At 61.1% G+C, this 25,698-nt stretch carries 15 protein-coding genes; 6 read left to right on the top strand and 9 right to left on the bottom strand.

Annotation, left to right across the window (positions count from 1 at the left end; translation table 11 throughout):
* Positions 1 to 331: 331 nt before the first annotated feature.
* Together G7025_RS18115 and G7025_RS18120 are read right to left on the bottom strand one after the other, a co-directional pair.
* Positions 332 to 5,452 (bottom strand): NEL-type E3 ubiquitin ligase domain-containing protein, encoded by a 5,121-nt coding sequence (locus G7025_RS18115; RefSeq protein ID WP_181080495.1) that lies wholly within the window; start codon positions 5,450 to 5,452, stop codon positions 332 to 334.
* Between the two features lie 98 nt (positions 5,453 to 5,550).
* Positions 5,551 to 8,640 (bottom strand): transglycosylase domain-containing protein, encoded by a 3,090-nt coding sequence (locus G7025_RS18120; RefSeq protein ID WP_181080496.1) that lies wholly within the window; start codon positions 8,638 to 8,640, stop codon positions 5,551 to 5,553.
* A gap of 533 nt (positions 8,641 to 9,173) precedes the next feature.
* On the opposite strand from G7025_RS18120, the gene G7025_RS18125 reads away from it, so the two are divergent.
* Entirely contained in the window at positions 9,174 to 10,583 is a 1,410-nt protein-coding gene (locus G7025_RS18125; protein WP_181080497.1) for an amino acid permease, read from the top strand.
* Between the two features lie 43 nt (positions 10,584 to 10,626).
* Here G7025_RS18125 and G7025_RS18130 read toward each other — a convergent pair whose 3' ends face one another.
* Positions 10,627 to 11,760: an OpgC domain-containing protein gene (locus G7025_RS18130; protein WP_181080498.1), complete on the bottom strand. Its 1,134-nt coding sequence runs from the start codon at positions 11,758 to 11,760 to the stop codon at positions 10,627 to 10,629.
* Between the two features lie 223 nt (positions 11,761 to 11,983).
* Here G7025_RS18130 and G7025_RS18135 point away from each other — a divergent pair, with 223 nt between their 5' ends.
* Genes G7025_RS18135 through G7025_RS18145 form a run of 3 tightly spaced genes read left to right on the top strand, consistent with a single transcriptional unit; the run spans position 11,984 to position 14,863 of the window.
* Entirely contained in the window at positions 11,984 to 12,358 is a 375-nt protein-coding gene (locus G7025_RS18135) for a GtrA family protein (RefSeq protein WP_181080499.1), read from the top strand.
* Entirely contained in the window at positions 12,355 to 13,320 is a 966-nt protein-coding gene (locus G7025_RS18140; protein WP_181080500.1) for a glycosyltransferase family 2 protein, read from the top strand. Before G7025_RS18135 ends, G7025_RS18140 begins: the two co-directional genes overlap by 4 nt.
* Positions 13,313 to 14,863, top strand: coding sequence for a glycosyltransferase family 39 protein (locus G7025_RS18145; protein ID WP_181080501.1), 1,551 nt, complete (start codon positions 13,313 to 13,315; stop codon positions 14,861 to 14,863). The genes G7025_RS18140 and G7025_RS18145 overlap by 8 nt, the downstream gene beginning before the upstream one ends.
* Positions 14,864 to 14,883: 20 nt before the next feature.
* Here the strand turns inward: G7025_RS18145 and G7025_RS18150 are convergent, their stop codons facing one another.
* The 5 genes from G7025_RS18150 to G7025_RS18170 all read right to left on the bottom strand — a co-directional run bounded on the left by G7025_RS18150 (position 14,884) and on the right by G7025_RS18170 (position 22,709).
* Complete coding sequence (locus G7025_RS18150) at positions 14,884 to 16,503, bottom strand: FMN-binding glutamate synthase family protein (protein WP_181080502.1); 1,620 nt, start codon at positions 16,501 to 16,503, stop codon at positions 14,884 to 14,886.
* Between the two features lie 103 nt (positions 16,504 to 16,606).
* A complete protein-coding gene (locus G7025_RS18155) occupies positions 16,607 to 18,007 on the bottom strand; it encodes an ATP-binding protein (protein ID WP_181080503.1) in 1,401 nt (466 codons plus the stop codon).
* Positions 18,004 to 19,821 carry a DAHL domain-containing protein gene (locus tag G7025_RS18160; protein ID WP_181080504.1) on the bottom strand — a complete coding sequence of 606 codons (1,818 nt, stop codon included), beginning with the start codon at positions 19,819 to 19,821 and terminating at the stop codon, positions 18,004 to 18,006. Before G7025_RS18160 ends, G7025_RS18155 begins: the two co-directional genes overlap by 4 nt.
* Positions 19,818 to 20,753 (bottom strand): cytochrome-c peroxidase, encoded by a 936-nt coding sequence (locus G7025_RS18165; protein ID WP_375139341.1) that lies wholly within the window; start codon positions 20,751 to 20,753, stop codon positions 19,818 to 19,820. The genes G7025_RS18160 and G7025_RS18165 overlap by 4 nt, the downstream gene beginning before the upstream one ends.
* Before the next feature lie 57 nt (positions 20,754 to 20,810).
* Positions 20,811 to 22,709, bottom strand: coding sequence for a putative bifunctional diguanylate cyclase/phosphodiesterase (locus tag G7025_RS18170; protein WP_181080506.1), 1,899 nt, complete (start codon positions 22,707 to 22,709; stop codon positions 20,811 to 20,813).
* Between the two features lie 180 nt (positions 22,710 to 22,889).
* On the opposite strand from G7025_RS18170, the gene G7025_RS18175 reads away from it, so the two are divergent.
* The gene (locus G7025_RS18175) at positions 22,890 to 24,191 is read left to right on the top strand and encodes an HD domain-containing phosphohydrolase (protein WP_181080507.1); all 1,302 of its coding nucleotides are present in this window, start codon (positions 22,890 to 22,892) and stop codon (positions 24,189 to 24,191) included.
* A gap of 48 nt (positions 24,192 to 24,239) precedes the next feature.
* Complete coding sequence (locus G7025_RS18180) at positions 24,240 to 24,656, top strand: NUDIX hydrolase (RefSeq protein ID WP_181080508.1); 417 nt, start codon at positions 24,240 to 24,242, stop codon at positions 24,654 to 24,656.
* Between the two features lie 8 nt (positions 24,657 to 24,664).
* Here the strand turns inward: G7025_RS18180 and metR are convergent, their stop codons facing one another.
* Positions 24,665 to 25,582: a transcriptional regulator MetR gene (metR, locus tag G7025_RS18185; RefSeq protein WP_056858838.1), complete on the bottom strand. Its 918-nt coding sequence runs from the start codon at positions 25,580 to 25,582 to the stop codon at positions 24,665 to 24,667.
* Between the last annotated feature and the right edge of the window lie 116 nt (positions 25,583 to 25,698).

Genomic DNA, 25,698 nt, shown 5'->3' on the forward strand with positions numbered 1-25,698 from the left:
AGGTCAAAAGCGAGAGCAAGAGCGGCTCGCTTCGCATCGTGGTTAGGGTTGGTGGCTGCATGTCTTCGGTGAAAACATAGCCTGAGAAAATGAGGTTCTTGTAGTGAACGGGCTTGCTGTGGTGAGCGGGCTTGTCCCGCGTTGGGCTGCGAAGCAGCCCCATTTGAGGCGAAGTGGTTTAGCTGACACACCGAGGTGCCTGGGTTTGGAGCCGCTTCGCAGCCCAGCGCAGGGCAAGCCTGCTCACCACAGCGTGGTGTGGCAGCCTGTGCGGTTTATGTAGATATTGACGGCCACCGCGGGCAAGCCTTTGTGAAGATACCTATGCCGGTCAAATCATGTCGGCCAGGGCTTGGCGCGTCAGTTGCCGGCCCAGTTCGATGTAATCACGCTGGATATGGGTGTAGAGCCGCAGCACGGTGTCGTCCGCCAGTGGTTGGTCGCTCAGCGCCTCGTCCTGTGCGATCTCCAAAGCGTCCGCCAGTGCGACAAGTTGCTCGCGCAGGCGGGCTTTGCGCTCAGTCGATACGGACGCGTCGGCCCATTGCTTTTGCAGGTCCAGCAAGTCTTCCAGTTGGCTGCCTGCCTGGTTGCGAGCCTCGCGTCGAGTGTTGAACGCTTCCAGATACGTGTCCTGTAAATAATCGCTCCAGAACGGCTGTTTCAGCATGCCGTCGACCAGGCCGTCGCCTTCTTCGGCCGCGGCAATCTTGATGGCCGCGTCGTCGAGGTGTGTCTGCGTGACCCTGGCGGTGTTGCGGTACACCATATGTTCGGATAACCACGGCAGGTCGAGGCGCGTCTTGAGCCCGGTCTGGTAGGCCAGGTGCACCTGCACATCGTCGACCTCGTTGGCACCGCTGCCAAAGGCCAACCCCAGTCCGCCCTTGCTGACGGGTTTGACACGGTACTCGATTTCCTTGCCGGCCAGACGGTTGACCTCATCCAGTCGCCAGGACTGCATGGCCAGGTGTGCCAGGCGGCTTTCCCGGGTGGCCAACCCTGGCGCGCTGTTGTCTCGGTGTATCTCTTCCAGCAGGGTCTCGACGCCCATGCGATTGAACGTATACGCGCCGGCGTCGGCGCAATTGTCCGGCACGCCGGCCAGGCTGAACATCCGTTCACGGAATTGTGGGTTCTCATCCATCGCGAAGAGCATCTGCCAGACTCGGATGGAAAGGTCCGAGCGGCCCGCCTCATAGAGCTGTGCATCGAGTTCGGTCTGGAACTGTTCGGGCGGTTGCAACAGCCTGAGCACGTCGAAGAAGCCTTGGGAGCCGTGTTCCCGCTCGAGGTCATCCCATACTTTTATGGCGACGGCGAGCGATTCGCCCTCCAGGCCCGCGACCCAATACTGGCTGGCAGCCCTGCCGCCGCGCGGAACGGTGCGGTAAGGGTCGATACCGAAGCCTCGGCGATAGCTGACGAACCGGTCTTCATCAAGGCGTTCAAGCTTTGTGCGGTCCAACCAACTGCTGGCCACGATCCGGGCGCCCACCGAATCCAGTGCGAACTCGGGAACAGTCGTGATCGCGGTGTTGCTCAGGTCCAGTTCCGGGATATCGAGCCTGGGGCTTTCCAGCCCGTTCGGCCATTGGCTGATGCGGGTTCGGCGCAGCACCAGCTGGCGCAGGTCCCTCATGTGGCTGATGTCCGGCGCAATTTCCAGTTGGGTATTGCCTTCCAGGTTCAATGACCGAAGGTGTGGACATTGTGCAAGGATCGCGTAGTCGGAGGGGCGCCAGGCGATGGGGTTCTCGCTCAGGTTCAGCGCGCGCAGGTTATTCATCTTCGGCAGTTGGGGCGGTAGGGCGCTGAGGTTATTGTGTGATAGGTCCACGGCCCGCAGGTTGGGGAAGTTTTCCAGGAAGGTACTGTCCCCGTCCCCCAGCCTCGTGCCGCTGAGATTCAAGCGGGTGACATGGCTGAAATCAGCCGCCAGCGGCTCCAGGCGCCGTATGTAACGGCCCAGTACCAGTTCGCTCAGGTCCAGCAGGGTGCCGCGAGCTCTCGGTTGCGCAGGGAGCATGCGCAGATAGGCGCCGTCTTCCCAGTTGCTTCGCAATTCAATGATGATTTTGGCTCGCATGAGCCGTTCATCAAGCGTAAGGAGGCCTTCTGCTCGCACGAGTGTGGGGTGGCTGTTGCGGAACTTTTCCAGTTCTTTAAGCAGCTTCGTGTGGTCAGCTTCCAGCGCGTTGAGCAGTTCTTCGCCTTGCGATGTGTTCAGCGATGCCGTCACCTGTTGTATCTGTTCCTCGCTCAGGCGAGGGCACAATCGGGTCAAGGTCTGTTTAACCGTCGGGCGTTGCCTGGGCGGGTCATCCCGAAGCCAGCGGCGGAAGGTTTTGAACAGGGGTCTTTGCAACAAGGTTTGCACTGTACGCTCGTCGACCCGGCGTCGCGTCGCCGCTTGCAGCACGGTGCGCCGTTCAACCGGTGGCTCCAGTTTCTCCTTCAACCACGCCTTGAAGATCGCGCCCTGGCCAGGTCGGTAGTCGAGCGCGTCCGGCGGGACGGCACGCAGCACCGCCTCATAAAAGCTGTACTGCGCCTGGGGCGCCGGTTGCCGTGGCTCATGAATCTGATATCGGCCCTGTCCCTTGTACAACAGAATGCTCTGACTGCCGGCCTCGGCCGGACCCAACTGGCAACGCAAGGCGCCGTTGGCGGTCTGCTCGTGGATGGCAATGGTCAGGTCGCCCAGCGCATCGGTATGCAGGCGCAGGATATTGAGGGCCATGCGCTCGGTATCCGGTGTCAGCCAGGCGTCGTTGTAGAACCCTTCACTGGCGTGGCTGGCCCGAACTTCGTTGGCCAGTGCCCGGCCAAGGTTTTTCAGGCGCAGGGGGATGCGTTGCTCGCTGCTCATCACCGCCAGCTCTCGGGGCGAGACTCGCAGCAGCAGGCTGGCCGCCAGGTCTTTGGGCAGTTGCGGGAACTGTTGCTGGAGCAGTTGGCCCTGAACGGTGTCGAGTACCTCACCGGTGCTGTAGAGGTGGTTGAAGATGACGATGTTCTCCTGCTCCAACTTATCGGCCAGATAGTTGCGCAAGGCCTGGGTTCGTTCTGCCGAGGATTCAGCCAAGGCGCCCGGAAGCAAGGCGCGAAATTGCGCTTCGCTTAAAAAGCCGCTTAGCTGCTCGGGTAGCTGGTTCGCTTCGACGGCCTGGTGACTGATCCTCAGGGTGTTGGCCTCGGTCGCGTCGATGGCGCCGTAGGTCATGGAATAGCCGCTCAAATCACTGTTCGTGAACACCTTGATGGCCTTGCCCGCCGGCCAGCCCGGCAGCTCACTGGTGACCTGCACCGACCAGTTGGTGGGCAGTTCGATGGCGGCCCCGGCGCGGATTTTTTCCGGCCCAAGCTGGACTTCATCACGCAGCTTCAAACGCTTGAGGCTATCGGCCAACAGGGGCGGCACGCTGTCGCGATTGGCGTACATCATGCGCAACGCGCCGTCGTGGGTGCCGCTGATCTCGCAGGCGAGTTCGCGTTGAGCGGGGGTGAGCCCCTCGACCAACGGTCCCAGGCGGCTTTGGAGTGTCTCGCTGCCCCAGGTGTCCGGGTCTTCGCCTTCATGCACCCAGGCGCCACTGGCATGGCGTTCGATCAAGGGGGCATAAGCACCGGGCCGGCTCGGGTGTTTGACCCGGTGGAGGTTGCTCTGCGCGTCGTGCTCGACGATCAAGTGCTGGTCGTCAAGACGCAGCACCTTTTGCCCTTGGTGCTCATACAGGCCTGATGCATCGGGTTGACTGCCTTCCGGCACACTCAAGTCTTTGCGCGCATAAGGTGTCAGGTCCGGGTTCCACAGGCGCGGTTGGTCGTTCACTGTGACCGCCTTGAGGCTGTCGACAAACGTGGACGGTTTGAACAGCACCTCCTTGGCCAGCACCCCGCCGGTGCCCAGAATGGCCAGTTGCATCACGTCGGTGATCACGCTGATAACGTGCTGGGCCGCTTCGTCAGCCTGGCCCTCGCTTAGCTCGACGATACTCTCCATCACGTCGTCGGTCAGTTGGTACAAGGTGTACGCCAGCATCAGTTCGCCCAGCAACGGCACGAACGGGGTCACCACCAACAGCGCCATGTTCAACAGGCTTGACGCGATCTTCAGGGTGTTGTCCCACCACCTGCGACGCTCATTGTCATCCGCCTGGGCCGTGGAGACGGCAAGGCTGCGCGCGTCGTTGAGGATCTTGTTGAAGCTGGCCTGGTACAGCTGCCGCCACAGGTCACCGGTTATCGGGGTTACGTCGAATTGCAGCAAAGGTTTGCTCACCGGGTCTTCGCACCAGGCGGGAGCCGGGTCCAACGGGCCGCGTTCATGCCATTGCACGTGGTACAAACGCTCGGCCAGCGTGGCGAAAAACAGGCCGCGCCGTGAGTGGGGCACGAACTGGCTGAAAAACTGCTGATAGGTGTGTTGCGGCACGTGTTTGCTGGACGCCAGTGCCGCGTTGAGTTGCAGGCGCCGCGACAGTTCCAGCGCGAACTCGGCGGTTGAAGCGTATTGCTTGAGCGGGCTGACCGGGTCATGGGGTATGTAGGCGATGACCTTGGCGATGTGGCTGGCTTTCTCAAGATCACTGGTGATCAACAGGATTCCGGTGAGCGGCGTGTCGAGCATATTCAGTTGGTAGAAGGTGGCGCGTTTTTCCGTGCCATCGAGCACACCCATTACGACCGCATGGCCGGACGCGTCCAGGTCATTTTTCATCAGGGCCACTTGGGCGGCAGCCTTGAGCGCGGCTTTCTGACTGGCGATAACGTGCAGTTGCAGATACGCCTGGGCTACCGGTTCAGACGGTAGCAGGCTTTCGTTGAGATGGCGTTGATAGCGCGCTCCAAGGTCCAAGCCGCGACACAACTGCTTGAACTGCTCAAGGCTCATCGTGCGCTCCAGGCGCAGGATGTTGAAGTGGCCGCGATAGTCGGGCCGGGTGATGTAGCAGGAGTACCGTTCGAACCTTTCGTGACGGGCAAAGTTATGCAGCGCAGCGTCGAGTAAGGACACGTCCCTGGACGTGACGCCATTGGATAGCGCCAAGGCATACCAGGGCAGCTGCTTGGGCGTGTAAATATGCAGATAGGTGTTTTTGACATCAAGGTCCAGGCCGTACTGGTCCTTGATCGCCCGTGTGAGTAACGGCTCGGCGAAAGCATAAACGTCCTGCACGTGACGCAGTTTCTGGTCCACCTTGTTTTGCGCGGCCCAGGCCTGGCCGTTGAGCGCATTGAGGGTGGCTTGCTGTTGCAGGCTGGCGTTCACATGCCAGTTGGGTCGATGCAGGGCCAGGTCGTTGAGCGGGTAGACCCTCTCCAGATCGGCATTGGCGAGCCAGTCTGGGGTCTTGGTTTTGATCAACTGATAGTGCGGGCCTTTGTCATCGGCGGCCGCTGTTTGAAGGGGATCGGCGAGAGGGTGAAGCGTATTTACGTCAGGCATAGGAGTTGGCTTGTCGGTGGGTTAAACCGTGAGCCTATGCTGGTGAAGTTGGCTTGAAGCTTTAAATAATTGGCGTATCTAAATGCGTGAGAGAAGATTCAGAGCCGCTGACAGCCCACTGCCCCAGCCCCCTGCAAATACGGCATCAGCAACGGCGCCATGCCCTTGAGCACCTGCACCGGCAACGCCGAGGTGAAGGTGAAGTTCTGCGCGGTGCTGCCGGGCACGAACGCGGTGAGGGTGCCGAAGTGGTGATCGCCGATGTAGAACACGAACGTCGCGGTGCGGTTGATCGCCTTGGAGCTGAGGATGCGCCCACCGGCGCCGATGGCTTCGATGCGGTTGTCGCCGGTGCCGGTCTTGCCACCCATGGCCATCGGGGTGCCGTCTTCCTGTTTGAAGCTGCCGGCCACGCGCTTGGCGGTGCCGGCGTCCACCACTTGGGAGAGCGCGCCGCGCAGGGCGGTGGCGACTTCGGAGGGCATGACCCTTCGGCCCTGGCTGGGATTGTTAACCAGTCGGGTTTCATAGGGCGTGTCGGCGGCGAAGTGCAGGCTGTCGATGCGTAGCACCGGAATGCGCACTCCGTCGTTAAGAATGATGCCCATCAACTCGGCCAGGGCGGCGGGGCGGTCGCCGGAGCTGCCGATGGCGGTGGCCAGCGACGGCACCAGGTGGTCGAACGGGTAGCCGACGGCTTTCCAGCGTTGGTGAATCTCCAGGAACGCTTCGATTTCCAGCATGGTGCGAATGCGGCTGTCGCGTGCGCGCTGGTGCCGGCTCTTGAACAGCCAGCTGTAGACTTCCTGGCGCTCGAATTGGCTGGCCTTGACCACCTCGCTGAACGTCGCCTGCGGGTGGTTGAGCAGGTAGCCCAGCAGCCACAAGTCCAGGGGATGCACTTTGGCGATATAGCCCTGATCGGGGAGGTCGTAGGCACCGGGGCCATAGCTGTCGTACAGCGTGTCCAGGCGTTTGTCGGTCAGCGCCTGCTGGCCCTTGGCGCTGACCAGGTGGGCGCGCACGAACGCGTTGAAACTCTCCCGGCTGGCTTCCGGCAGCAGGTAGCGGTGCACGGCGGCCAGGCGAATGGCCGTGGGGTGCAGCCCGTCGAGGAAAGTTTCCAGGCGAGCCTGGGTCTCTTTCTTCTGGTACTTCTTCCAGAACTTAAGCAGGAACGCGGTGCCTTCGCGGTCGGCGAACTGCGCCAGGTATTCCTGGCGGCGAGGCTCGCTGTCGTCCTTGAGCAATTGCGCGGTGTTGTTGGCGCCGGCGTAGGTGGTGTAGCGCACCAGGTCACGCATCAGGCGAATAAACGGCAAGTTGATGGATTCGCGCAGGGCGTCGCGCAGGGTCGGGTTGCGGCCGTTGTCTTCGTTGCGAAAATTGTGGAAGCGATGCAGGCCGCCACCGGTGAAGAAACTCTCCGCGGGGCTGGCCGAATAGGTGCGATCGAGCGCGGCGTCGAGCATGTTCGCCAGTGTTTTACCGGGGTTTTGCAGTAGATAGTCCACGGCCCAGCGGCTGATGCGGTCCTGCTCGTCTACCTCGACCTTCTTCAACGCCGCCGGCGCCAGGGCGCCGTAGCGGTCGTGCAGTTCGGCGACGATTTGCAGGTAGGTGGTGAGCACCCGCAGCTTGGCGGTGGACCCCAGTTCCAGCTTGCTGCCTTCGTTGATATCGAACGGTTGGTCGGTATTGTCGGTCTGCACCCGCACTCGCGCGCTGTCGTCGGTACGTTCGAACAGGGTAAAGCTGTAGCGCACCTGCGGCGTGCTGGTCGGAGTAAGCAGGCGCTCGCCCAACAGCCCGACCTGGCCGGCGAACGTGGGGTCGGCCAGGTGCTTGAGGTACGCCGTGACCTGTTCCTGCAACTGGCCCTGCAAGGTGCTGGTGGCGGAGAGATCAAGGCGGTCGAGGTCATACAGCGGGCGGTCGAGCAGGGCGCCCAACCGGCTGCGCGCGACGCTGACGCCTTTATTGGTATCGATCATCTGGATCGTCGGCTGCTGCTGCCAGTCGCGGTAACTGACCTTGCTCGCCAGCGCCGCCGTGAGCAGTGCCGGCTCGATCACACCGTTTGCCGCCAACAGCCTCAAGTGGCTGTCGGTCAACTGCGCCAGCTCTTCGCGGCCCTTGGACAGGTAATGCGAAGGCCGCCGTTGGGCGATCATCAGCGACAGCACTTCGCGCAGGGCCAGGCCTTTTGGCGCGAGGTCCCCGGGGTCGCTGCTCGCGAGCAACGCATTGCTTTTGTCGAAGTCGGCGCCGTACCAGACCCGCAAGCCTTCAGCCATGCCATGCACTTCGCCATGCCCCGGCACGGCGGACAACGGCACGCTGTTGAGGTAGTCGCGCACGATAGTCCGCCGGGCCTGCAAGGTCTGCGGGCCGTCCTGATAGGCGCGCACGCTGGCGGAAATCATCTGGCGGATTTTCTCGCCGCCCGAAAGGGTCAGGCCGTCGGGAGAATGGCGATATTTTTCCAACTGCGTGGCCAGGGTGCTGCCGCCGGCGGTCTGCCCCGGCAGATGCAACAGCCTGGCCACCTGCGACCAGGCGGCCTTGGCGAAGCGCGGCCAATCCACCGCCGGGTTGGCTTCGAGCGGATTCGGGTCGAGCAAGTCGCGGTTTTCGATGAACAGCAGGCTGTCGACCACCACCGGCGGTATGGCGGCAAAGCTTTGGTACGACTGCTGTGGATAGGTGAACTGGTACAGCGGCGCGGCGCGACAGTCGGTGATCGACAGGCCGGCCTGGATTTTTTCGGCGTAAGGCACGAACAGGCCACGCTCGGTATAGGCCATCAACGGCGCGGAAAAACGTGCCTGGCGTTCAATCAGGTAATTACGCTTGAGCAGGCGCGGCAGGAACGTGTCGAGGTCGCTGTAGCCCAGGCGCTTGTCGAAGGGCCCGGCGCCGGGATAGACGATCGCATCGCTGGGCCCGGCCTGTACCTGGTAGGTCAGGGTGGCGGCCAGGCGGCTCAGCTGTTGGGACTGCCATTGGGCGGTGCGCATTTCCCGATGGGCGGCCACGCCGGCGGCAATCAGCAGCATTGTCAGCAGCAGCCCTGCCATGCGCCACCCGTAGCGTTTTCTACGCGGGCGTTTTGGCAATGGCTGCTCATCCAGGCTGCTGGTGGAGGCTGCGCACTGGGTTGAAGCGGTTTGCCATAAAGCGCCCATAGTCGATTGATCCATTCACGCAGATTGATCGGACTTGAATGAAGCTTAGACGCTGATTGGCGTGCGCAAGGCGTGCGTACACGTCCTTTTTCATCGTCGCCGCCAACGCGGGGCGGGCTCGCATCGCGGGGGTCGCCAGGCATCGGCGATTGTGTCGGATGCTGGCCCAGGCGTTGGGCAAAGGCTTGATCCAGAGCCTTCGCCGTTAGCCCTGAAGCCGCGCCTTGGGATAGGATGCCGCCCCCAGGCTGTGCAATACTCGCCGCCGTTTCGCTGGGTCAATGCTCCGCCAGGCAGTTAATGCCCCTCCGTGTGAGCGGGTTTTGCCGCGAGTTCTGGCCAAATTTTGCCATTTATTGAGTGAAAAGCCCTGTCACGGGCTTTTTATACTGCACGCCCGCTGATCTGACCGATTGTTCTGTCAGACGCGTCCGCCCACGAGGCCGGCGCGGTTCCCCAGGCACACGCGCTCACCCGCGCTAACGCCCACGACTCGGTGGATCAATCCAATAACAAGACGAGGTTGTATCCCTATGCCCTCCGGCAACCACCTGCCCCATGGCGAGACCGCTCAAGGCGGCCCGCTCAAACGCGAACTCGGTGAACGGCATATCCGCCTGATGGCCCTGGGCGCCTGTATCGGCGTCGGCCTGTTCCTCGGCTCGGCCAAGGCCATTGAAATGGCCGGCCCGGCAATCATGCTGTCCTATATCATCGGCGGCCTGGCGATCCTGGTGATCATGCGCGCCCTCGGCGAGATGGCCGTGCACAACCCGGTGGCCGGCTCGTTCAGCCGTTATGCGCAGGATTACCTCGGCCCTCTGGCGGGCTTTCTGACCGGCTGGAACTACTGGTTCCTATGGCTGGTGACCTGCGTCGCCGAGATCACCGCCGTGGCGGTGTACATGGGCGTCTGGTTCCCCGACGTGCCGCGCTGGATCTGGGCGCTGGCGGCCCTGGTGAGCATGGGCACCATCAACCTGATCGCGGTCAAGGCGTTCGGTGAATTCGAGTTCTGGTTTGCCCTGATCAAAATCGTCACGATCATTGCCATGGTCGTCGGCGGCGTCGGCATCATTGCCTTTGGTTTCGGCAACGACGGCGTGGCCCTGGGGATTTCCAACCTGTGGGCCCATGGCGGCTTCATGCCCAACGGCATGACCGGCGTGCTGATGTCCCTGCAAATGGTGATGTTCGCCTACCTGGGCGTGGAGATGATCGGCCTCACCGCCGGCGAAGCGCGCAACCCGCAGAAGACCATTCCCAATGCCATCGGCTCGGTGTTCTGGCGCATCCTGCTGTTCTACGTCGGTGCGTTGTTCGTGATCCTGTCGATCTACCCGTGGAACGAAATCGGCACCCAGGGCAGCCCGTTCGTGATGACCTTCGAGCGCCTGGGCATCAAGACCGCCGCCGGCATCATCAACTTCGTGGTGATCACCGCCGCGCTGTCGTCATGCAATGGCGGCATCTTCAGCACCGGGCGCATGCTCTATAGCCTGGCCCAGAACGGCCAGGCCCCGGCCACCTTCGCCAAGACTTCCAGCAATGGCGTACCGCGCCGGGCGCTGCTGCTGTCGATCGCCGCGCTGCTGCTGGGTGTGCTGCTCAACTACCTGGTGCCGGAAAAAGTCTTTGTGTGGGTAACGTCGATCGCCACCTTCGGCGCAATCTGGACCTGGGTGATGATCCTGCTGGCACAGCTCAAGTTCCGTAAAAGCCTGAGCCCTGCCGAACAGAAAGCCTTGAAATACCGCATGTGGCTGTACCCGGTCAGCTCGTACCTGGCGCTGGCATTCCTGGTGCTGGTCGTGGGCCTGATGGCGTACTTCCCGGACACCCGCGTGGCGTTGTATATCGGCCCCGCGTTCCTGGTGCTGCTGACCGTGCTGTTTTACGTGTTCAAGCTGCAACCGACCCAAGCGGCGGCGCAGTCGGCTTGAGCCGGTGAACCCTGCGATCGCGCAAGGCGGTCGCAGGTCGGCGTTACCGGTCGGTGCCCAGCGGTGCCGGCCGTGGCGCGCTCAAACGCTGATTCAATTCCAGCCAGGCCGCCAGCACCGCCATCAACAGTAAGCCCAGCAACGCACTGAATACCTGCATCGGCCAGGCATCCTCGACCTGGGCGTTGAGCATGTCCGCCAATGGGGCGAGCAACACCCCAAGGCAAAACACTTCCAGCGAATAACGCCCCATGCGACAGCACTGCCGCGCCGGCCAGTTCTGCGTCCAGCCGTGGGTGGGCAGCAGCTTGGCGGTGACATAGGCCAGGGCCAGAAAATGCAGCAGGCGCACCGGCGACAGATCGGTCTTACTGATCGGGTACAACCATTCGCCGAGCAGCGCCGGCATCAGCGCGTCGTGAACGTGTGGCCAGCGCCACGACAGGGTGATCACGCCGGCCGCCAGCGCATACACCGCCGCTGCCACAAACAACGGCTGGCGCATCAATGGCCGGGTGTCAGACGCGCGCGGTGCGCGGTAGTGAATCGACGCGGCGCCACCGAGCACGAACAACAATTGCCAGGTCACCGGGTTGAAGTACCACACACCGTCGGCGATTGCCGCCAGGTTCCAGCCCAGTTTCGGCGCCAACAGGTACACCGTCAGCGACACCGCCACCACCGCCAGCGGCGCCCGCACCAGTATCGGCAGCACCAGCGGCAGGCCGAGCAACAGCACGATATACAGCGGCAGCGGGTCCATCAGGTTGGGCTTGAAACGCAACAGCAGCTCATCGGTCAACGCCTGCTGCGGGTGGGTGATGAAGTGCGTGAGGCCCATCTCCTGCACCAGGTCGCGGGTCTCTACCTTGCTGTTGGCGAAGAACACGATGCCCATCAGCATCGCCAGCAGGAAGATATGCACCACGTACAACACCCAGGCCCTGCGCAGTATTTTAAGGCAGGCCATCCAGTAGCCCTCGCGTTGCAGCACCTTGCTGTAGGCCAGCACCGAGGCATAACCGGCAAGGAACACAAAGACCTCGGCGGCATCGCTGAAACCGATGTTGCGCAGGGTGATCTGGCCGAGGGGGTTGTGGGGCACGTGATCCCAGAAAATGAAGATCAACGCCAGGCCCCGAAAAAAATCGATGCGCGGGTCGCGTCCGTTCAGCATGGCAGCGGGCTCTTGAACAGTAGGTTTAGTCGTGGCGGGTAAGTGGCGGCGATGTCGTACGCCGCGTGTCGGGCGGGCGCAGGTTGGCGGTATTTGTAAGCAATTGCAAAGGCTGGGTATTACTGAATGTCTCAATGGTTTGCGCGCGCTACCTGTTAATTCTGACAGTAGACGGGCCATGAGCTTCGTGGCTTGCTGGGCATAGTCGTAACAGGGCATCGATATGGCCAGACTATGGAAAGGCTTCTTGAGCTACACGGTCATTGGTGTCGCCAATACGGTGATCCATTGGCAGCTGTTCTTCGTCTTCAGGGCGGCGTTCGGGCTGACGCAGGCGCTGAGTAACCTCCTGGCCTTTTACCTCGCGGCAAGCTTTTCCTTTTATGTGAATGCCGTCTACACCTTTGCCCTGCCGGCGTCGTTGTCGCGTTATGCGCTTTTCATGGTGTGCATGGGGAGCATGAGCCTGGGCGTGGGCGCGCTGGCGGACCACTGGAACGCGCCGGGGATCGTGACTGTGGCGGTGTTCTCACTGGTGAGCCTGGTGTGCGGTTTCTTGTTGTCGCGCTGGGTCGTGTTTCGCGAGCGTGAACGATGAAAATCTCGCTGGTGGTGCCGCTGTTCAATGAAGAGCAGGCCGTGAATGTGTTTTACCGTGCAGTGCGAGAACAACCTGCGCTGGCCGCGCATACCGTCGAGATTGTATTGATCAACGATGGCAGCAGCGACCGCACCGGCCAATACGCCAAGTCGCTGGCCTTAAACGACCGTGACGTGGTGCTGATCAACTTTTCCCGCAACTTCGGCAAGGAAGCCGCGCTGTTCGCCGGGCTGGAATACGCGTCGGGTGACGCCGTGATCCCCATGGATGTCGACTTGCAAGACCCCATCGATGTGGTGCCGCAACTGCTCGCCGAATGGCAACAAGGCGCCGATGTGGTGCTGGCTAAACGTCGCAACCGCGCCAGCGACGGCTACCTCAAACGCCACAGCGCGTCGATGTTCTATCACCTGCTCAACCGCATCGCCTACACCCATATCGAAGAAAACGTCGGCGACTTCCGGCTGATGGACCGCAAGGTGGTGGATGTGATCAAGGCCTTGCCCGAGCAACAGCTATTCATGAAAGGCGTACTGTCCTGGGCCGGGTTCAACGTGGTCATCGTCGAGTACGACCGCGCGCCGCGCGTGGCCGGGCAGAGCAAGTTCAACGCGTGGAAATTGTGGAACCTGGCGCTGGATGGGATCACCTCGTTCAGCACTTTGCCGTTGCGGCTATGGAGTTATATCGGCGGGTGTATTTCGTTGCTGGCACTGGTGTATGCCGGGTGGTTGGTGCTGGATAAATGGCTGTTTGGCAACCCGGTGCCAGGGTATCCGTCGTTGATGACGGCGATTTTGTTTCTGGGTGGGGTGCAACTGATTGGGATTGGGATTTTGGGCGAGTATGTGGGGCGCATTTATATGGAATCCAAGCATCGGCCGAAGTACGTGATTGCCAGTCAATTCGGCGTGAGAGAACCGCTGAAAAATATTGTGCATGGAGGCGAGCATGTTTAGCGATCATTTAAAGAACAAGAGTAAAACGATCGTGCTCGGCGGCTGTGTCTTGCTACTCGGCGCCTGGGTGAGGCTGCACGATATTGATAAGTCAGGTATCTGGACGGATGAAGCATTTAGTCTGATCCTCAGTGCCAAATCACCGCCCGATATCCTGTTTCACACGGCGCGTGATGTTCATCCGCCACTGTTTTATTTGATATTGCACGGGTGGATGCTTGTCTTTGGCGACGGTGTTCATACTGCGCGTCTGCTGAGTGTGATATTGGGCATTGTCAATGTGGTACTGGCGATGTGGCTGATGCGTTTACTGGCCGGTCGGCGGGCCATGATGCTGGGCGGCCTGTTGGTTGCCCTGTTGCCGATGGCCGTGCGCTACAGCCAGGAAGTACGCATGTATGCGCTATATGCCACATTTATGCTTGGTGCAACGATCGCTTTGGTGATGTGGCTTGAACAACCGCACCGGCGACGGTGGCTGATCATCTATTGCATGCTGATGGTGGCCGGGCTTTATACGCACTATTTCACCGTGACGTGTGCTTTCGCGCATTGGCTGTACTTGGCGTTTTTGACGAGTACGCAACCTAAAGGGGAGCGTTGTCTCCTGAGGCCTTCGTGGTGGGTCGCCAATGCTGCCATTGCGCTGTTGTTTATCCCTTGGTTGCCTAGCCTTATACAACAACTGAAGTATTCAAGCTTTGATTGGATACCCGCGTCGGAAGTCAAAACAATTTTCGGCGTATTTTGGCAGTTTCTAAATGCTAATGATGGCACAGGGTATGCGCCCGTCACCTTCTATGGCTTGGCAGTGCTGTTAATGCTCATGTCTGCTTTCATTGTTATTGAAGGCAACAGGCTGGGGAAAAAGTACGCGTTGTTGGTAACGATGGCGTGGGGACCGATAGGGCTGATTATCGTCGTTTCAATCTTCAAGCCGCTCTTTGTCTACCGTTATTTCCAAATGTGCGCCTTTGCCTATTCCATGATTGCGGCTACGGTGCTGGACCGGCTGTTAGAACGCTCATATGTTGTTTTTTTAACAGTGCTGGCGTTGGTGGCCTATATACAGATTGATGGGCTGAGTGTCGTATACGCAAAAAATCCGCAAAACCTGCAGGAGTTCAATCAGTTCAATCGCCTGGCGAGCGAGGTGAAGTCGCACTCTGTTTCGCAAGATGGCCTGCTGGTACTGGATTCTTTCTTGCAGCTACCCATGGTTTATTACTTCAAAGGTGACACGCTCCCGATGTATTACACACCGTTGAACAGTGATGGAACGTCTAGCCGCCCCGATGGTTATCAGGTGTGGACGCTCCTTAGTGAACAGGCGGATCGCGTCTATGTGGAACGGTTGGAGTCGCTCACCACGGGCTCAGGGAGAGTCTGGTTGATGGATGGAGCGTGGGGCGGGAGCTCAACCCACAAGCTCCCCGGTCACTGGAAATTGTTGCAGACGCTTACGGTGGGTGCAGCCAAGGCTGAACTCTTTGTCATTCGTCCACAGGATGCACCTGCGCAAAAAACGCTAGGCAGCCCTTAGCGGGCTCGCCGTGTGAGGCGTCAGGCGGCGGCTGCCTCGCGTGCCTCAAAGCTATCGGCGCGCGCCATCTGCCACATGCGCGAATAAAACTCGCCGTTCACTTCCCCGCTCAGTAACTCCCCTGGCTTGAGGAACACATGCAACTGCGAGAACAACTTGATCTCCGTCGCCGACATGCGCCGCACCAAGTGCTTGGCCGACAGTTGTGATGGGTGATCCAGCCCCGCCGCCGCGAGCATTTCGGCTAGGGCCTTGAGCGTGTTGCGGTGGAAGTTGAACACGCGCTGGGCCTTGTCCGGTACCACCAGGGCGCGCTGGCGCAGCGGGTCCTGGGTGGCGACGCCGGTGGGGCATTTGTTGGTGTGGCAGCTCTGTGACTGGATGCAGCCGATGGCGAACATAAAGCCCCGCGCCGAGTTGGCCCAATCGGCGCCGATGGCCAGCACACTGGCGATATCGAACGCGCTGACGATCTTGCCGCTGGCGCCGAGTTTGATCTTGTCGCGCAGGTTCAGGCCCACCAGGGTGTTGTGCACGAACAGCAAACCTTCGCGCAGCGGCACGCCGATATGGTCGGTGAACTCCACGGGTGCCGCACCGGTGCCGCCTTCCTTGCCGTCGACCACGATAAAGTCGGGCAGGATGCCGGTTTCGAGCATGGCCTTGGCGATGCCCATGAATTCCCATGGGTGGCCCAGGCAGAACTTGAAGCCCACCGGTTTGCCGCCGGACAGTTCACGCAGTTGGGCGATGAACTGCATCAGCTCGATCGGCGTGGAAAACGCACTGTGGCGCGACGGTGAGACGCAGTCTTCACCCATCAGGATGCCGCGGGTTTCGGCGATTTCCTTCGTTACTTTGTGCTTGGGTAGAATTCCGCCATGGCCGGGTTTGGCGCCCTGGCTCATCTTGATTTCGATCATGCGCACCTGCGGGTTTTGCGCCTGCGCGGCGAAGCGTTCCGGGTCGAAACGGCCGTCGCTGGTACGGCAGCCGAAGTAGCCGCTGCCCAGCTCCCAGGTCAAGTCGCCGCCATGTTCGCGGTGGTAGGGGCTGATGCTGCCTTCACCGGTGTCGTGGGCAAAGTTACCCAGCTTGGCGCCTTGGTTCAGCGCGCGGATCGCGTTGGCGCTCAATGAGCCAAAACTCATCGCCGATATATTGAACACCGACGCCGAATACGGCTGCGTGCACTGCGGGCCGCCGACCATCACGCGAAATGCGCTGGGGTCGCTCAGCGGCGCGGGGCGCATGGAATGACCGATAAATTCGAAGCCCGACTGGTACACGTCGATCAAGGTGCCGAAGGGTTTGTCGGCGGTTTCATTCTTGGCGCGCGAGTACACCAGCGAGCGCTGGGCCCTGGAGAAGGGCAGGGCGTCGCTGTCGGATTCGAGCAGGTACTGGCGGATTTCCGGGCGGATGGCTTCCACCAGGTAACGAATATTGCCCAGGATCGGGTAGTTGCGGCGTACCGCGTGGGGGCTTTGCAGCAGGTCGAACAGGCCGATCAGGCTGAGCAGGCCGGTAACCCCGGTGATCGGCCACAGCCAGTCATGGTGGATAAACGGCAGGCTGGCGAGGGTGAACAGGACACACACGGCAAAGAAGGCGTAACGGCTTAGCAAGGACAGGCTCATACGGTTTCCTTGGGGTCGGACTCTTACAGGTCGGTGCGGCATTCTGCGCCTGTCGGCAAACGCCGGACAACCTGTGCCTGGCGCATGAGCCCACTCCAGCGCCCTACGCCGCCGTCTGCCGAATCGGCAACACCACGCGAAAGGTCGTACCTTTGCCCGGTTCGCTGCTCACGGAAATATCACCGTGATGCTTCTTGATAATGCCGTACGACAGCGACAGCCCCAGCCCCGTGCCTTCCCCCACCGGTTTGGTGGTAAAGAACGGATCGAAGATTTTCTGCACGGTTTCGGGCGGAATGCCGCAGCCGTTGTCGGCGACTTCCAGCCACACGTTATCGCCCTCCACGCCGTTGCTGATGGTGATGGTGCCGCGCTCCGGGCCCATGGCCTGGGCGGCGTTGATAACCAGGTTCATCACCACCTGGTTAAGCTGCGAAGCCAGGCATTCGATTTCCGGCAGCGCGCCGTATTGCTTGATCACGTCGGCCTTGTACTTGAGTTCACTGGCGACGATGTTCAGCGTGGAGTCGATGCCCTGTTGCAGGTTGGCCCACTGCCAGGTCTGGTCATTGTCCACCCGCGAGAAGTTTTTCAGGTCCTTGACGATCTGCACCACTCGCCCGATGCCTTCCTTGGACTCTCTGATCAGGATGGGAATGTCTTCCTTGAGAAAATCCAGCTCCAGCTCGTCGCGCAGGGCTTTGAGCGGGTCGCGCTGCTCGGCCGACGTGAGGCTGTCTTCGACCTGCCGGTAGGCATCGAGCATCTGTTGCAGCTGGTTGAAGTAACTGTCGAGGGTGCTCAGGTTGGAGGAGATGAACCCCACCGGGTTGTTGATTTCATGGGCGACGCCGGCCGCCAGTTGCCCCAGGGACGCGAGTTTTTCCGACTGCACCAGTTGGCTCTCCAACTGCTTGCGCTCGTCGATTTCCAGTTGCAACGCCTCGCTGGCCTGGGTCAGCGCCACGGTGCGCTGCGCCACCAGTTGTTCCAGGTGGCTGGTTTTCAAGGAGGCGCGCCGGGCCATGTCCCACTTGCTGGACAGGGTATTGGCCATTTGCTGCACTTCGATGTTGTCGAAGGGTTTTTTCAGGATCAGCAAGCGATCATGGCCCTTCAGGCGGTACAGCAGGTCATCCCAGGAATAATCCGAATACGCCGTGCACACCACCACTTGCAGGCCGGGGTCGACTTTCCATAACTCTTCGATGGTCCTGGCACCATCCCAGCCCTGGGGCATGCGCATGTCGACGAACGCCAGGGCGTAGGGGCGTTTTTCCGCCATGGCGACGGTGAGCAGTTGCAGGCCTTCTTCGCCGCCGTACGCCGAATGCAATTCGAAGGCCTGGACCTCGGTTTTGCTGGTGTCGCCGAACAGCGCCGACTCCAGGTCGTCGAGAACCTGGTTGTTCTCGACGGTTGGCATGAGGATCTTGCGGAAATCGTCGTGAATCGACGGCGTGTCATCGATCAACAGGATGCGCCGATTGGGAGGCTGGTTCATGCGGGGCTTCCGGCAGGGGTCATAGGGATCGTCAAGGTAAACACCGCACCCAGGCCAGGCCCGTCGCTGTGGGCGCTGAGCTGGCCATTCATTTCAACGGCGGCCAGCGCACAGCTGTGCAGGCCGAAGCCGTGGCCTTCCTTGCGGGTGGTAAAACCGTGGGTGAAGATCCGCGTCATGTTCTCGGCGGGGATGCCTTCGCCGTCGTCCTTCACGCTGATCTGCAAGATGTTGTCTTCCCGCGCCTGGACTTTCAGGGTTATCTGGCGTGGCCGGTCGCTGAGTTTGGACATGGCGTACTTGGCGTTGCTGATCAGGTTGACCATGATCAGCAGCAGGCGGTGTTTGTCGGCGAGGATTTCCGGTATTTGCGCGTATTCCTTCACCACCGTGACGTGATGGCGGCTCAGCGCACCGGCGTTCATGCGCAGCGCATCTTCCATCAAGGCGCTGATATGCACCGGCTCCAGCAGTGTGGAGGCGCCGGCATAGGATTGCTGGGTAGAGACGATGTCCTTGATGTGGTCCACGCTTTTGCTCAATTGCGCCAGTTCATCGGTCATGGCCTGCTGTTCCGAGGCGATGGCGTCCACCAGTTGGTTGAGGTAGCCGGGCAGCAGCTTGCCTTTCTCATCGTCGGTGAGGAACGTGCCCAGGTCCGCTTTATGCTCATTGATCAACTGCATCGCCTTGCCCAGGCCCAGCGCTTTGCTGCTGCGCAGTTTGCGCGTGACCAGATCGGCGGAGATGTTCACGCTGTTGAGCACGTTGCCCACGTTGTGCAGCACGTTGGTCGCGATTTCGGCCATGCCGGCCTGGCGTGCGCTGTCGAGCAATTCACTCTGCGCATCCTTGAGCTGCTGGGTGCGTCGCTCCACGCGCTGTTCCAGGGTTTCGTTGGCGGCCTGCAATTCGCGGTTGACCCGGTTGATCTCGGCGAAGCTGCGCAACAGGCGCACCGCCAGGTAAAGCAGCATCGCCACCAGCAGGGTCGAGAAGATCAGCAGGTAGCGGTGGTATTGGTGGTCGATGCGGTCAGCCGCCTGCTGATCCTGGTCGAGGTGGGTGGTCAGGTCGTCAAGACGTTCGGCCACGGGCACTTCGGCGATTCGCTCAAGCAGGTTGTTGACCACCGGCTGTTCGCGCAGGATCAGCGCAATGTGATTGCTCAGCAGATCCACCGGGCCCTGGAACTCGCTCGGCAGTTGTTCCTTGTTGGTGGCCAGTTTGCCCAGGCCCACCAGGATATCGGCGGCCCGATCGTCACTGGTGACCTGAGCGAATTCCAGGCTGCTGAGCAGCAGGTCGTAGGTGTCGGTGGCCACGCCTTGCAATTGCAACCGGCCTTCGTCGTCCAGGCGATTGAACTGGGCCTGGATGTCGTCTTCGGCGGTCGGCAGGAATGCCAGGGAGTTGCGCAGCACGGCGTTGTGGGATTTGAACTGGTCCACCAGCCGGGCTTTTTCCTGGACTGCGATCTGGTAGGCGGCTTGCGTGGCTTGCCAACCGCTCAGGTCGCTTGGGTTGTGGTAGGTGTCGCGGCGGTTCAGTTCGGCCCAGATCCGGGTCATTTCCGTGAGCGGTGTGACCAGAGGATCATAATTGTGGGTGATCGCGATCCTGGCCTTGAGCACTTCGCTGTCCCACTGCGCATTGAGTTGTTGCAGCTGGCGGATCAGGTCCCGCGACTGGGTGTAGCTGGCGGTCTGGTCGCGGGCGGCCTTCAGGTACAGAAACACCAGGGTCGAGGCCAGCAGCACGGTCACCAGACCAAGCACGAATTGGGTGAAGCGACGGCGCGACTGAGTCGTCATAGTGGCTTGCCCGCCCATTCACCGGTCAATGTCTTGAGAAACTGCACGATCAAGTCTTTGTCTTCCTGGTTCGGATTACGCCCCAACTGGTACTTGAACATCACGTCGACGGCTTCTTCCAGAGTCTTGGCCGAGGCATCGTGAAAATACGGCGCGGTCACCGCCACGTTGCGCAGGCTGGGCACCTTGAACACATGGCGGTCATCTTCTTCCTGGGTCACCAGGTAGCGGCCCAGGTCGGCCTCGACCGGGTTGCCGCGGACCTTGAAGTAGTCTCCCATCACGCCGAACTTCTGGAACATGTTGCCGCCGATATTGATGCCTTGGTGGCACGCGATGCAGCCGTAATCCTTGAAGCGCTGGTAGCCGTACTTTTCCTGGAGGGTCAGGATCTCGGTGTTGCCCAGCAGGTATTGGTCAAAGCGTGAATTGGGCGTGAGCAGCGTGCGCTCATAGGTGGCCAGGGCGTTTTGCACATTGGCGGCGGTGACACCGTCGGGGTAGGCCTGGCTGAAGGCGCGTTGGTAGAGGGGCAGGGCAGTGAGGTTCTGCACCACGGTGTTCCAGTCGCTGCCCATTTCCATGGGGCTGATGACCACCTGTTCGATCTGCGCTTGCAGGGTGTCCACCCGGCCGTTCCAGAACTGCTTGAAGTTCAGGCTGGCATTGAACACGGACGGGGTATTGACCTGCACCGGCTTGCCGTCGAACCCCAGGGAAAACGGCTTGTTATCGGCGCCTCCGGTTTCAAGCTGATGGCAGCTGGCGCAGGACAGGGTGTTATTGACCGACAGGCGCGGTTCATTGAACAGCCGGCGGCCCAGTTCGACCTTGGCCGGGTCCAGCGCGGGCACCGGCGGCAGCGGTTTGAGCGCCTCGTCCAGCGGCGCGGCCGCCAGCGACTGAGTCAAGCCCGAGCACAACACCAGCATGACGCCGAAACGGTAACGTGAGACTTCGCTCAAGCGAGCACTCCTTGCAGGCACGGCCTATGGGTTGGGCATCAGTGTGGGACTGCCCACTTGCAGCAACTGGGCGAAATCCTTCGGCGGTACGGCCTTGCTGAACAGAAAGCCCTGGCCCTCTTCGCACGCCTGGCTTTTCAGGAACGCGAGCTGTTCGAGGGTTTCCACCCCTTCGGCGATGATGTTCAGCTCCAGGCTCTTGCCCATGCCGATGATAGCGCTGATCAGCTGCGCGTCCTGGCTATTTACGTTCAGCCCGCGCACGAACGACTGGTCGATTTTCAACACGTCGATGGGAAAGCGGCGCAGGTAGCTGAGGCTGGAGTAACCGGTGCCGAAATCGTCCAGCGCCAGGCGCACGCCCAGAGCCTTGATCTTGTGCAGGATGTCCACGGTGTCATCGACGTTCTGCATCAGCACGCTTTCGGTGATTTCCAGCTCCAGTCGTGCCGGCGGCAGACCGGTTTGCTTGAGGATCGCGGCCAGGTTGTCGACGAAATCACGCTGGCGGAAGTCGATGGCCGAGACATTCACCGACACGCACAACGGCGGCAGGCCCATGCCGCGCCACGCTTGTGCCTGTTCGCAGGCCTGGCGCAGCACCCATTGGGTCAACGGCACGATCAAACCGCTGTCCTCGGCCACCGGGATGAAATCGACCGGGCTGACCCAGCCCGAACGCGGCTGAAACCAGCGTATCAGCGCCTCTGCACCGACGATGCGCCCGGACTTGAGGTCCAGCTTGGGTTGGTAGTGCAGCACAAATTCATCGCGGTCCAGGGCCTGGCGAATCGCGCTCTCCAGGGTTTGCTGACGCTGGGCGCGCAGGTTCATGTCTTCAGTGTAAAAACTGAAGTCGTTCGCGCCGCGTTCCTTGCTGGTGTGCATGGCGGTTTCGGCGTGCTTGATCAATTCCACTGCGTTGCAGCTGTCGTTCGGGTAGAGGCTGATGCCCAGGCTGGCGGTGACGCTCAGGTCATGCCCAGCCACGTGGCGCGTTACGCTGATGGCCTTGAGCACCTTGTGCGCGATGTGCTGGGTCTGCTGCGGATGCTGCACGTCGTGGAGCAGGATCACAAACTCATCGGAGCCGTAGCGGAATACTGAATCCGACGCGCGCACCGCTGCGACCAGGCTGTGGCTGACCTGTTGGAGCACCTCGTCGCCCACCGGGTAGCCCAGGGCGTTGTTGATACGTTTAAACCGGTCGAGTCCGATAAACATCACCGCCAGCTGTGTGTCGTGCCGCCGGCCAAGGGCAATGGCCTGGGTCAGGCGGTCGCCCAGCAGGGTGCTGTTGGGCAGCTCGGTGAGCGCGTCGTATTGCAGCAGGTGCGAGACTTTCAGCAGTTCCTGCACCCGTTCTTCGATGGTGCGTTCCAGGCTGATCACCTTGAGGGCCACGTCCTGGGCCAGTTGCCACTTCCATGTCAGGGCACTGGCCATCTGGCGGATCTCGAGGTGGTCGAAGGGTTTTTTCAGGATCAGCAATTGGTCGTTGTATTTCAGCCGTGCCTCGATGGCCTCGAAGGAGTAGTCCGAATACGCCGTGCACAGGGCGATCTGCAGGTTGGGGTCGACGTTCCACAGCTGTTCGATGGTTTGCAGGCCGTCCCAGCCGGGCGGCATGCGCATGTCGATAAATGCCAGAGCGTAGGGCGCATTGGCGGCCAGGGCCTGGTTCACCAGTGCCAGCGCTTCCTGGCCCTGGTAAGCGGAATCCAGTACGAAGGCCTGACGCACAGCTGCGGTGGTGCCGAACAGGGCCTCTTCGAGGCTGTCCAGGGACTGTTCGCTTTCTGCGTCGGCACACAGGATCTTGCGAAAGTCCTCATGGATGGAAGCGGCGTCATCGACGATCAGGATGCGGCGGTTGGCGCGTGCCGAGCCTGCATCCGGTACTTCCAAAGGGCTCGATGACATAACGGTTCCTTCCCTGGTTTCACTTCTGAACGGGGCCGACTACTGTGACAGCATAGTCGAGCTCCCTTGAAATTGATGGCCAGTTGGCGTCAAATCAAGCCCGCGCCTCGGCGAGGGATCATGGCTCGGCACGACGGTTCAATGTAGCTCAATTCGGTTTAATTTGAAGGCGCAGCACGCATGGATGAACAACTGGCGACGAAACCCACGATTTTGCTGGTCGACGATGAAGAGTCGATCCTCAACAGCCTGCGCCGGCTGTTGCGCGGTCAACCGTTCGATGTGGTGCTGGCCGGCAGCGGTGCTCAGGCCCTGGAAATCATGGCCGCCCAACCCATCGACCTGGTAATGAGCGACGCCCGCATGCCGGGCATGGACGGCGCGCAGCTGCTGGCCGAAGTGCATCGCCTGTACCCGGGCACCAGCCGCATCCTGCTCACCGGTTACGCCGACCTGCCGACGATCGTCAAGGCGATCAACGAAGGGCAGATCCACCGCTACATCAGCAAGCCCTGGAACGACGAAGAATTGCAGCTGGTCTTGCGCCAGACCCTGGAGCACCAGCGCCTGGAGCGCCTGACCCAGGTGCAGAACGATCAGCTCAAGCAACTCAACGCCAACCTGGAAAAACGCGTGGCGGCGCGCACCAGCGAGCTGCAGCAGACCGCCGACATGCTCGACCTGGCCTACGACGAACTCAAGCGCAGTTACGTGACCGGTACGGAAGTGTTCTCGCTGCTGGCCAACCTGCGCTTGCCCAAGAACAAGCAAACCAACCGCGCGTTGATCGAACTGGTGCGGGTGTACTGCGCCGCCCAATTTATCGATGAAGCCAGCTCGCGCGACCTGGCGATGGCCGCTGCGCTGTACAACATCGGCAAGCTGAGTTGGAGCGACAGCATGCTGATAGAACCTTCGGACAAGCTGCACAGCACCGACCGCGAGCGCTATCGCAGCTATCCGACCCAAAGCGAATCGCTGCTGATGACCCTGGAGCCGATGAAAGATGCCGCGCGGATCATTCGTCATCACCAGGAGCGCTGGGATGGCAGCGGCTTTCCCGACCATCTCAAGGGCGATGCGATCCCCTTCGGTTCGCGTCTGCTGAAACTGGCGGTGGATTTTATCGAGCTGCAAAAGGGCCTGATCCTGGAGCGGCAGATGAACAGCGATGAAGCGCTGTTGTTCATCCGCAAATACGCCGGGCGCCTGTATGATCCTGAACTGGTCGAGGGCTTTGTGCAGGCCTGCGCCACCTTCCTGAGTGACGTGACCCTGGGCGACCCGACCGTCAAGGTGCTGACCACCCGCGAACTGCAGGACGGTATGATCCTGGCGCGCAACCTCAACGCCGACAACGGCATGTTGCTGCTCAACGCCGGCAAGGTGCTGAACCTGCCGCTGGTGGACAAGCTGATTGCGTTCGAGGCGATGGAGGGTGCCAAGTACAGCGTCTTTATCAAGGAACCGGACGAGGCGTAAGCCTTGTGCGGTGTTTTTTATTGATTTGAATTCAAGGCTTTTTATCGTATGTCCACCACTATCCGCATCGCTGCCGCGCTCCTGATCGGCGGCGACGGCCAGACCCTGCTGGTGCGCAAGCGCGGCACCCAGGCCTTCATGCAACCCGGCGGCAAGATCGACGCCGGCGAGCAACCTGCCGAGGCCCTGGCCCGTGAACTGTTCGAGGAATTGAACCTGCGCATCAACCCCGACGACGCCGTCTACCTGGGCCATTTCTCGGCGCCGGCGGCCAACGAGCCGGGTTTTACCGTGCAAGCCGAGCTGTTTCAGGTCAACATCGATGTGGCGGTGACGCCCGCCGCCGAAATCGAAGAAGTGCGCTGGATCGACCCGGCCGGCGACGGCGGCCTGGTCCTGGCGCCGCTGACGCGTGACCTGATCCTGCCGTTCTATCGCTCGTCCCTGACGGCCTGTGTCGGCTGACTCGCCCCTCAGCGCACCGCACTCACCCCGTCCAACGTAGAAAACGACGTGTCCTTGGCCGTCAGCAGGAAGTCGCGCATATACGGCGCATCCAGCATGTCGGCGCGGATGCCGGCGTACAGCGTGGCGAACAAACCCTTCTCACCCAGGCGCTTGGCCTTTACGTAGCCGCGCGAGCTGTATTCGTGCAGCGCCCAATGGGGCATGCCGCATACGCCACGGCCGCTGGCCACCAGCTGCATCATCATCACCGTCAGCTCCGAGGTGCGGACCTGGGCCGGTTCCACATCGGCCGGCTCCAGGAAGCGCGTGAAAATATCCAGGCGGTCGCGTTCCACCGGGTAGGTGATCAGGGTTTCGCTGAGCAGATCTTGCGGCACGATGTAGGACTTGTTCGCCAGCGCATGCTGGTTGGCCACGGCCAGCATCGCCTCGTAGGTGAACAACGGCACATAGGTGATGCCCGGCAGTTCCAGCGGGTCGGAAGTCACCACCAGGTCCAGGTCGCCACGGGCCAGGGCCGGCAGCGGTGCGAAGGCAAAGCCCGAGGCCAGGTCCAGCTCGACTTCCGGCCAGGCGTCGCGGAACTGGTCGATGGTCGGCATCAGCCACTGGAAGCAACTGTGGCATTCGATCGCCATGTGCAACCGCCCGGCGGTGCCGCCGGCCAGGCGCGCGATATCGCGCTCGGCGCCGCGCAGCAAGGGCAGGGTGGCATCGGCCAATTGCAACAGGCGCAGGCCGGCGCTGGTGAAGCGCAGCGGCTTGGTCTTGCGCACGAACAGCGGCATGCCCAGGCGTTCCTCCAGCTCCTTGAACTGATGGGACAGCGCCGATTGCGTCAGGTGCAGGCGCTCGGCGGCTTCCACCAGGCTGTCGGCTTCGCGCAAGGCGTGCAGGGTCTTGAGGTGACGGATCTCGAGCACGGGCTCTCCATGAAGATAATTTGTGACGGCGTACAATGGCGTGAGTTTGGCTCATGTTGCAGAACCTGTCGACCGTGACCATCGGGCACTCTTCATCAAACTGTCATCGAACTGTG

Source organism: Pseudomonas lurida, assembly GCF_013522705.1.
Taxonomy (GTDB): domain Bacteria; phylum Pseudomonadota; class Gammaproteobacteria; order Pseudomonadales; family Pseudomonadaceae; genus Aquipseudomonas; species Aquipseudomonas quebecensis.